The sequence below is a fragment of the Bifidobacterium platyrrhinorum genome (assembly GCF_010667645.1).
Lineage (GTDB): Bacteria > Actinomycetota > Actinomycetes > Actinomycetales > Bifidobacteriaceae > Bifidobacterium > Bifidobacterium platyrrhinorum.
The window spans coordinates 36,654-45,272 of sequence record NZ_WHZV01000001.1; the positions used below are offsets into that span (position 1 = coordinate 36,654).

Below are 8,619 nucleotides of genomic sequence, written 5' to 3' on the forward strand. Positions count from 1 at the left end.
CGTGCGTCCATGTCCCCGGGCCGGCCGCGACCGGCCCGGGGACATGGACGGTCCCGGACCCCGATGAACCAGGGCGCCCCTCCCGACGATTCCGAATGAAAGGCAATCCCGTGTCGCAGCACAACATCACCACCATGCTCGAGAACATCCACGGCACCGTGTCCGTCATCGGCTCGATGAACGCCGACTACACGGTCGCCACCAAGCGCCTGCCCGGCCCGGGGGAGACCGTCACCGGCGGCCCGCTCACCGTGCTGCCCGGCGGCAAGTCCGGCAACCAGGCCGCCTCCGCCGCGCGCATCGGCGCCGACGTGCGCATGTTCGGCGCGGTCGGCTCCGACGCCAACGCCGATTTCCTGCTCGGCGAGCTCGGCAAGGCCGGCGTGGACACCACGCACGTGCGCCGCGTGCCCGGCCCCAGCGGCACGACGGTCATCGCCGTCGACGAAGGCGGCGAGAACATGATCGTCTACTCGCCCGGCTCCAACGCGCAGGTCGACGCCGGGTACGTCGAGTCCGTGCGTGTGGCGCTGACCGGCGCCGACGTGCTCGGCCTGTGCCTGGAAAGCCCGATGGAGGCCGTCATCGAGGCGGCCCGACTGGCGCACGAGGCCGGCAGGACCGTGCTGCTCAACAACTCGCCGTTCCGGCCCGAGTTGCCCGCCGAGCTCGTGAAGCTCACCGACATCCTGCTCGTCAACGAGCACGAGATGGCGCAGATGCTCGGCCTCGCCGAGCCCGCCGACGGCGACTGGTCCGGCTTCGACTGGGCCGCCGCCGCGGAACGCATGCGCGGATTCGGCTTCGATCGGGCCATCGTCACGCTCGGCGGCGACGGGTCCGTGGTGCTCGACGCCGCTGCGGAGGGCGGGTTCTCCCGCATCGCGCCGACGCGCGTCGAGGCGGTCGACACCACCGGCTGCGGCGACGCCTTCATGGGCACCGTGCTCGCCGGCCTCGCCTCCGGCTACACGCTTGCGGACAGCGCGGCGCTTGCCTCCGTGGTCTCCGCCTACGCCGCCACCGGGCGCGGCGCGCAGGCGTCCTACGGCGACGCGTCGACGATCCGCGACTGGTACGCCGGGCGGTGACACGTCGGGTGGTGGCGCTCGCCGTCCGGCGTACCACCACCCGAGCGTCGGTGAGCCTACTCCCCGGAGCTGATGGCGCGCAGCACGTTGACCATCTCGATGGCGCCGAGCGCGCAGTCGAAGCCCTTGTTGCCGGCCTTCGTGCCGGCGCGTTCGATGGCCTGCTCGATGTTCTCGGTGGTGATCACGCCGAACAGCACCGGCACGTCCGAGTTCAGCGACACCTGCGCGATGCCCTTCGCGGTCTCGTTGCACACGAGGTCGTAGTGGGAGGTGCTGCCGCGGATGATCGCGCCGAGGCAGATCACCGCGTCGTAGCGTCCGGTGGACACCATGCGTTTGGCCGCGATTGGGATCTCGAACGATCCGGGCACCCACGCCACGTCCACGTCCTCGTCGGCCACGCCGTGGCGGCGCAGGCCGTCCTGCGCGCCGGACAGTAGCTTCGAGGTGATGAACTCGTTGAACCTCGCCGCCACGATGCCGATGCGGATCGGCTTGGCGGCGGAATCGTCACCGGCGACGGAAGCGGCTCCGGCTACCAGTTGTCCTTCGAATACGGTCATTTCAGTTCTCCTTTGTCGTGGTCGCCATGTTCGTCATGGTCGACAGATTCGTCATGGTCGACAGATTCGTCATGGTGGACAGGTTCGTCATGGTGGACAGGTTCGTCATGTCCGACAGGGCGCCCAGCAGGTGCCCCATCCGGTGTTCCTTGGTGGACAGGTAGTTCGCGTCGTACGCGTTCGCGGGGATGACGATCGGCACGCGCGAGGCGATGGCGATCCCCGCCTGCTCCAGCTGGCCGATCTTGTCCGGGTTGTTGGTCATCAGGTCGACCGACGCGACGCCGAGGTCGCGCAGCATGGCCGCCGCGGTCTCGTATTCGCGCGCGTCGGCGGGGAATCCGAGTTCCAGGTTCGCGTCGAGCGTGTCGAACCCGCGTTCCTGCAGCTCGTAGGCGCGCAGCTTGTTGAGCAGTCCGATGCCGCGTCCCTCCTGGCTCAGGTACAGGATGACGCCGCGTCCCGCCTCGGCGACGCGCCGCATCGCCTCATGCAGCTGCGGTCCGCAGTCGCAGCGTTGCGAGCCGAATACGTCGCCGGTCAGGCACTGCGAGTGGATGCGGCACAGGACGGGCTCTCCGGAGACGATGTCGTCGCCCATCACCAGCGCCACGTGCTCGCCGCCGTCGTCCGACTCGTAGCCGACCATCGTGAACCGTCCGTATTCGGTGGGCAGGTTCACGCGCGCCACGCGGCGCACCGTGTGCGGGAACGCGTGCGTGCGGCGGTAGTCCTGCAGCTGCGCGATGGTGATGTAGGCCAGGCCGTGTTCGGCGGCGAAGCGTTCGAGGTCGTCGCGCCGCATCATCGTGCCGTCGGCCTTCATCATCTCGCAGCACAGTCCGCACGGCTCGAGTCCGGCCAGCCGCGCCAGGTCGACGGTTGCCTCCGTGTGCCCGTTGCGTTCCAGCACGCCGCCGGGGCGTGCGACGAGCGGGAACATGTGGCCGGGGCGGCGGAAGTCCTGCGGCCGCGTGTCCGGGTCGACGCACGCCAGCGCGGTGAGCGAGCGGTCGCGCGCGCTGATGCCGGTGGAGGTGGCCACGTGGTCGATCGACACGGTGAACGCCGTGTGGTGGTTGTCCGTGTTCGCCGTGCACATCGGCGGCAGGTCGAGCCGCGTCGCCAGTTCCGGGCTCATCGGCGTGCAGATCAGGCCCCTGCCGTGCGTGGCCATGAACGCGATGTTGCTCGGCGTCGCGTGGCGGGACGCGCAGATGAGGTCTCCTTCGTTCTCACGGCTTTCGTCGTCCGCCACGACGACGATGCGCCCGGCCGCGATGTCCCGGATGGCGCGCGCCACCGGGTCGTTCGGGTTCGTATGTTGCGTATGTTCCGTGTGTTGCGTCATGTCTGTCATGTCCGTTCTCGATGATGTCTTGTCGTTGTCAGAATCCGTGCGCGGCGAGGAAGTCCGCCGTGATCGCGCCCGTTCCGGTGTCTCCGGCCGTGCCGGCCGTCACGTCGTCCGTGCCGCCGTCCGCCGGCATCTCCAGCAGTCGCGCCGTGTATTTCGCGATCGGGTCGATTTCGAGGTTGACCACGTCGCCGATGCGCCGTTCGTCCAGCACCGTGTGCGCGGCGGTGTGCGGGATGATCGACACGCCGAACGAGTCGCGTCCGGCGTGCGTCATCGTCAGGCTGATTCCCTCGACGGCGATCGATCCCTTCTCGGCGATGAACCGCATGAGCGTGTACGGCGCGCGGATCGTGTAGACGACGGCGATGCCGTCGCGCGTGATCGACGTGACCACGCCGGTGCCGTCGATGTGCCCGGAGACGATGTGTCCGGAGAACCGTCCGTCGGCGGACATCGCGCGTTCCACGTCCACATGGTCGCCGCGGCGGAGCGAGCCGAGGGAGGAGCGTCGCAGCGTTTCGTGCATCACGTCGGCGGTGAACGTCGTGCCGCGCACGGACGTGACGGTCAGGCACACGCCGTTGACGGCGATGCTTTCGCCGATCGCCGTGCGGTCGGTCACCACCGTCGGCGAGTCGACGGACAGGCGCGCGAAGTCGGCGCCGTTCTCCAATCCGACGACCGTGCCGAGGTCCTCAACGATTCCGGTGAACATAGTCGACGCCTCCTTCGATGACGATGTCGTCGCCCACCGTGGCGACGGTGCGGCGCGTGAGAAGGAAGGCGTCGTCCGGCGCGCCGACGCCCGCGCCGCCCACCGGGCCGGGCGCGGTGCGGCCGCCGAACAGTTTCGGCGCGACGTAGGCGCTCACTTTGGTCACGACCTGGTCGCGCAGCGCGGACCAGGCGAGTTCGCCGCCGCCTTCGATCATCACGCTGTCGACGCCGCGCCCGCCGAGCGTTTCGACGATGGCGGCGACGGAGGCGTGCCCGTCGGCGTCGGCCGGCACGTGGAGGATCTCGCAGCCCGCGTCGCGGTAGGCCCGCGCGCGGGTCTCGTCGGTCGAGCAGGTGGCGATGATCGTGGGCGTCTCGCGCGCGGTGGCGACGACCGCCGCGTCGCGAGGCGTGCGCAGATCGGTGTCGCATATCACGCGGATCGGGTCGTGGCCGCCGTCGATGCGGCAGGTGAGCTGCGGGTCGTCGGCGATGACCGTGCCCACGCCCACCATGATCGAGGCGAACCGGCCGCGGTCCTCGTGCACGCGGCGGCGCGCGGCCTCGTCGGTGATCCAGCGCGACAGGCCCGATGCGGTGGCGATGCGGCCGTCGAGCGTCATCGCGTATTTGAGCATGACGAACGGCGTGCGCGTGGTGATGTAGTGCAGGAAGATTTCGTTGAGCGCGTCGCATTCCTCGCGCAGCACGCCCTGCGTGACCTCGATGCCCGCGTCCGTGAGCCGGCGCACGCCTTTGCCGGCGACGAGCGGGTTCGGGTCGGGGGAGCCAACCACCACGCGGGCGATTCCGGCGTCGATGAGCGCCTGCGTGCACGGCGGTTGCTTGCCCGTGTGACAGCAGGGTTCCAACGTGACGTAGATCGTGGCGCCGCGCACGTCGACGCCGTCGCGTTTCGCCGCTTCGAGCGCGGCGCGTTCGGCGTGCCATCCGCCGAAATGGTCGTGATGTCCGGTGGCGATGATCGCGCCGTCGCGCGCGATGACCGCCCCCACCATCGGGTTCGGGTTGACCTTGCCCGCTCCGAGTCGTGCGTGGCGCAATGCCACGGACATGAGGTCCCTATCGTCCATGAATCCCCTTTCCTTGCGATAGGGCATGTCCAGGGTGCTTCATGATGGCGGTGGGGTCGTGTGCCGGTTTTGATTCCGGCTGCCCGGGCATCGGGCGAGACGCATCACGTTTTATGGTCCCGAAACGCGAGCACCCCGGATTCCGTTCGAAATCCAGGGTGCTCGAGATGGGTCGCATGATGCGCATCGCCGATGCGCGTACGCGACGGTATGCGGTCGCGTACGCGGGCCGATGGTCCACGCCGCCGCAGCTTCTTTCATCCAGACTATGACTGTCGGTACCGGAATCTCACCGGTTCGGCATCGCGACTGCTGATCGCGATGCTCGCGGACTGAACCGCCGATCGGGAATTTCACCCTGCCCTGAAGATGCGTATTGAATTGTCGGTTCGACAGTATAGGGGGCGGGGCATAGACGACGGAAGCCGGCGTCCCATGTAGTGGACGCCGGCTTCCGTGTGAGGGTTCCGATCAGGCGAGGCCGGAGAGCTTGTTGATGAGCTCCGGGTCACGCGTAGCGCCCTTGTCCGCGGAGCGGGCAAAGGCGGCGTAGGCCTTGAGGGCCTGCGAGACCTTGCGGTCGCGGTGCGCCACGTAGCCGTCGCCGGCCTCGAGCTCGCGGCGGCGCTCCGCCAGCTGCTCGTCGGTCAGTTCGACGTTCACGGAACGGGCCTCGATGTCGATGTCGATGATGTCGCCGTTCTTGATGAGCGCCACCGGGCCCTTGTTCGCGGCCTCCGGGGCCATGTGGCCGATGGCCAGGCCCGAGGAACCGCCGGAGTAGCGGCCGTCGGTGAGCATGGCGACCTGCTTGCCGATGCCCTTGCCCTTGACGAAGGAGGTCGGGTACAGCATCTCCTGCATGCCCGGGCCGCCCTTCGGGCCCTCGTAGCGGATGACCAGCGCCATGCCGGGCTTCAGGGTGTCGTCGAGGATGACCTTGATGGCCTCCTCCTGGGACTCGACGACGAGCGCCGGTCCGCGGAACTTCCAGATCTCCTGCGGCACGCCCGCGGTCTTGACGACGCAGCCGTCGGGTGCGAGGTTGCCGCGCAGCACGGCGAGGCCGCCCTCGTGGATCTCCGGGTGGTCGATGTCGTGGATGGCGCCGTGCTCGCGGTCGGTGTCGAGCGAGTCGAACAGCGTCTCGTGTGTCCACGGTTCGGGGGAGATGATGTGGCCCGGCGCCGCGTGGTAGAGGGTCTTGGCCTCCTCGGTGCAGGTGTCGCGCATGATGTCCCAGTCGTCGAGCTTGGCCTCGAGCGACGGGTAGTCGATGGAATGGACGTCCTTGTGCAGCTTGCCGGCGCGGTCGAGCTCGCCGAGGATGCCGCAGATGCCGCCGGCGCGGTGCACGTCGGAGATCTCCCACTTGCCGGACGGGGCGGCCTTGCAGATGCACGGCACGGTGTGCGAGATGCGTTCGATGTCGTCGAGCGTGAAGTCCACGTCCGCGCTCTGGGCCATCGCGAGGATGTGCAGCACGGTGTTGGTGGAGCCGCCCATCGCGACGTCCATCGTCATCGCGTTCTCGAACGCGTGCTTGGTGGCGATGGAGCGCGGCAGCACGGAGTCGTCGGAATCCTTGTAGTACTGGTTCGCGATCTTGACGACCTGACGGGCCGCCTTGCGGAACAGCTCCTTGCGGAAGCCGTGGGAGGCGAGGATCGTGCCGTTGCCGGGCAGGGCGAGGCCGATGGCCTCGGTCAGGCAGTTCATCGAGTTGGCGGTGAACATGCCGGCGCAGGAGCCGCAGGTCGGGCAGACGGTCTTCTCGTAGTTGAGCAGGTCCTCCTCGGAGACGTTGTCGTCGGCGGAGGCGTACATCACGGAGATGAGGTCGGTGTTCTTCTTCACGGTGCCGTCGGCGAGGACGGTGGTGCCGGCCTCCATCGGGCCGCCGGAGACGAACACGGTCGGGATGTTGAGGCGCAGCGCGGCCATGAGCATGCCGGGGACGACCTTGTCGCAGTTCGGGATGCAGATCAGGGCGTCGGCGCAGTGCGCGTTGCACTGGTATTCGACGGTGTCCGCGATGATGTCGCGGGAGGGCAGGGAGTACAGCATGCCGGTGTGGCCCATGGCGATGCCGTCGTCGACGGCCATGGTGTTGAACTCGCGCGGGATGCCGCCCGCCTCCTTGATGGCCTCGGAGACGATGCGGCCCACCTTGTTGAGGTGGACGTGGCCGGGCAGGAACTCGTCGAAGGAGTTGGCGATGGCGATGATGGGCTTCCTGCCCATGTCGTCGCCGCTGACGCCGGCGGCACGGTAGAGGGCTCGCGCGCCTGCGAAGACGCGGCCGGACATGAGTTTTGCGGATCGCATTTCAGTCATGGTTCCATTCAAGTCCCTAATCGGGACACGCGTTTTGTCAAGAGTCAATATATGGAATTCACGAGGATGTTACGTTGGTCACGGCGGTGTGGGCATGCGCCGCAACGGCAGCTTCCGCGACTCCGGGCGTCGCCCGCGCGTGCGTCGGTGTGGGGCCCGACGCCGTCCCGGCCGCGGAATCGAGCGTGCCCGATGTCGTCCCGGCCGCGGAATCGGGGGCGTGCATGGAGAGGCGGGTCCTTCCGCGGACGGTGGGGCTGTGATGCACAATTGCGGTAAGCCCTTACAGATTTTTTCCGAAACACATTCGACAGATTCCTTGAAAAGCTGTACACTGTTTTCGGTAAGGGCTTACCGCAAAGTCGCGAACCGAACGACTGCACCACAGAAAGAAGTATCATCATGACCGCATCCAAGCCGAAGGTCGTCCTCACCATGCAGCCCGCCGAACTGGTGGACAAGCTCATGAACCCCACCCAGTGGGCCCGTCTTGACGCCGTCGCCGACGTGGACCGCGACGTCATCGGCGACTTCCACGCCGACGGCCTCGACGACCGCCTCGCCAAGGCCGACTACATCTTCTCCGGATGGGGCCCGGACGCCCGCATCGACGCCGAGACCCTCGCCAAGATGCCGAACCTCAAGGGCATCGCGGCTGCCGCCGGCAACGCATGGCGCCTGCTTACGCCGGAGGCGCTCGACGAGGTCAGGCGCCGCGGCATCCTCATGTCCAACTCCGGCTACGTCAACGGCATCCCCGTCGCCGAGTACTGCATGGCGATGATCCTCATGGCCAACAAGGACTTCTTCCGCGCCGAGCGCATCTACCGCGAGCGCCGCGAGTACATCAACCGTGAGGTCGAGTTCCCGACCGCCGGCAACTACGAGAAGACCGTCGGCCTGGTCACCGCCGGCTCGCGCATCGCCCGTCACCTGCTCGGCCTGCTCAAGGGCTACCGTCTCAACGTCCTGGCCGAATCCCGCTCGATGAGCGAGGAGGAGACCTCCTCCCTCGGCGCGAAGAAGGCCGACCTCGAGACCGTGTTCCGCGAGTCCGACATCGTCTCCCTGCACACCCCGAGCCTGCCCGCCACCAAGGGTATGATCGGCGCGAAGTACTTCAGGATGATGAAGGACGGCGCCTGGTTCATCAACTCCGCCCGCGGCGCCGTCGTGGACGCCGACGCGATGATCGCCGAGCTCAAGACCGGCCGCATCAACGCGATCCTCGACGTGACCGACCCGGACGAGCCGCTGTCCGCCGACTCGCCGCTATGGGACATGCCGAACGTGGTCCTGACCCCGCACATCGCCGGCTCCGAGGGCACCGAGCTGCAGGGCATGGGCGAGAATGTCGTCAACGAACTCACCCACATGATCAAGGGCGAGCCGCTCGACTTCGGCGAGTGAGCGTAGTGGGGGGGGGGGGGGGGGGGGGGGGGGGGGGGGGGGGG

General features: G+C 68.0%; 7 protein-coding genes and 1 riboswitch. Of the genes, 2 read left to right on the top strand and 5 right to left on the bottom strand.

Annotated elements, in window-relative coordinates:
• The first annotated feature begins 95 nt into the window (after positions 1–95).
• The gene (locus GFD21_RS00160) at positions 96–1,091 is read left to right on the top strand and encodes a ribokinase (protein WP_404801537.1); all 996 of its coding nucleotides are present in this window, start codon (positions 96–98) and stop codon (positions 1,089–1,091) included.
• Positions 1,092–1,147: 56 nt separating this feature from the next.
• Here GFD21_RS00160 and ribH read toward each other — a convergent pair whose 3' ends face one another.
• The 5 genes from ribH to ilvD form a co-directional block, all read right to left on the bottom strand.
• The gene (gene ribH / locus GFD21_RS00165; protein WP_163195914.1) at positions 1,148–1,657 is read right to left on the bottom strand and encodes a 6,7-dimethyl-8-ribityllumazine synthase; all 510 of its coding nucleotides are present in this window, start codon (positions 1,655–1,657) and stop codon (positions 1,148–1,150) included.
• 1 nt (position 1,658) lies between these two features.
• The gene (locus GFD21_RS00170) at positions 1,659–3,008 is read right to left on the bottom strand and encodes a bifunctional 3,4-dihydroxy-2-butanone-4-phosphate synthase/GTP cyclohydrolase II (protein ID WP_163195915.1); all 1,350 of its coding nucleotides are present in this window, start codon (positions 3,006–3,008) and stop codon (positions 1,659–1,661) included.
• A 37-nt stretch (positions 3,009–3,045) separates the two neighbouring features.
• Positions 3,046–3,732 (bottom strand): riboflavin synthase, encoded by a 687-nt coding sequence (locus GFD21_RS00175; protein WP_163195916.1) that lies wholly within the window; start codon positions 3,730–3,732, stop codon positions 3,046–3,048.
• Positions 3,713–4,828: a bifunctional diaminohydroxyphosphoribosylaminopyrimidine deaminase/5-amino-6-(5-phosphoribosylamino)uracil reductase RibD gene (gene ribD / locus GFD21_RS00180; RefSeq protein WP_163195917.1), complete on the bottom strand. Its 1,116-nt coding sequence runs from the start codon at positions 4,826–4,828 to the stop codon at positions 3,713–3,715. The genes GFD21_RS00175 and ribD overlap by 20 nt, the downstream gene beginning before the upstream one ends.
• Before the next feature lie 245 nt (positions 4,829–5,073).
• Positions 5,074–5,203, bottom strand: a riboswitch (FMN riboswitch).
• A gap of 96 nt (positions 5,204–5,299) precedes the next feature.
• On the bottom strand, positions 5,300–7,165 hold the full coding sequence (gene ilvD, locus GFD21_RS00185) for a dihydroxy-acid dehydratase (RefSeq protein ID WP_163195918.1): 1,866 nt from the start codon (positions 7,163–7,165) through the stop codon (positions 5,300–5,302).
• Between the two features lie 402 nt (positions 7,166–7,567).
• On the opposite strand from ilvD, the gene GFD21_RS00190 reads away from it, so the two are divergent.
• On the top strand, positions 7,568–8,575 hold the full coding sequence (locus GFD21_RS00190; RefSeq protein WP_163195919.1) for a hydroxyacid dehydrogenase: 1,008 nt from the start codon (positions 7,568–7,570) through the stop codon (positions 8,573–8,575).
• Positions 8,576–8,619 lie beyond the last annotated feature (44 nt).

What these genes read in the sequence shown, in the direction of transcription:
- GFD21_RS00160 (WP_404801537.1), top strand. Translation starts at nt 96, where the DNA reads ATGAAAGGCAATCCCGTGTCGCAGCACAACATCACCACCATGCTCGAG.
- ribH (WP_163195914.1), bottom strand. Translation starts at nt 1,657, where the DNA reads ATGACCGTATTCGAAGGACAACTGGTAGCCGGAGCCGCTTCCGTCGCC.
- GFD21_RS00170 (WP_163195915.1), bottom strand. Translation starts at nt 3,008, where the DNA reads ATGACGCAACACACGGAACATACGCAACATACGAACCCGAACGACCCG.
- GFD21_RS00175 (WP_163195916.1), bottom strand. Translation starts at nt 3,732, where the DNA reads ATGTTCACCGGAATCGTTGAGGACCTCGGCACGGTCGTCGGATTGGAG.
- ribD (WP_163195917.1), bottom strand. Translation starts at nt 4,828, where the DNA reads ATGGACGATAGGGACCTCATGTCCGTGGCATTGCGCCACGCACGACTC.
- ilvD (WP_163195918.1), bottom strand. Translation starts at nt 7,165, where the DNA reads ATGACTGAAATGCGATCCGCAAAACTCATGTCCGGCCGCGTCTTCGCA.
- GFD21_RS00190 (WP_163195919.1), top strand. Translation starts at nt 7,568, where the DNA reads ATGACCGCATCCAAGCCGAAGGTCGTCCTCACCATGCAGCCCGCCGAA.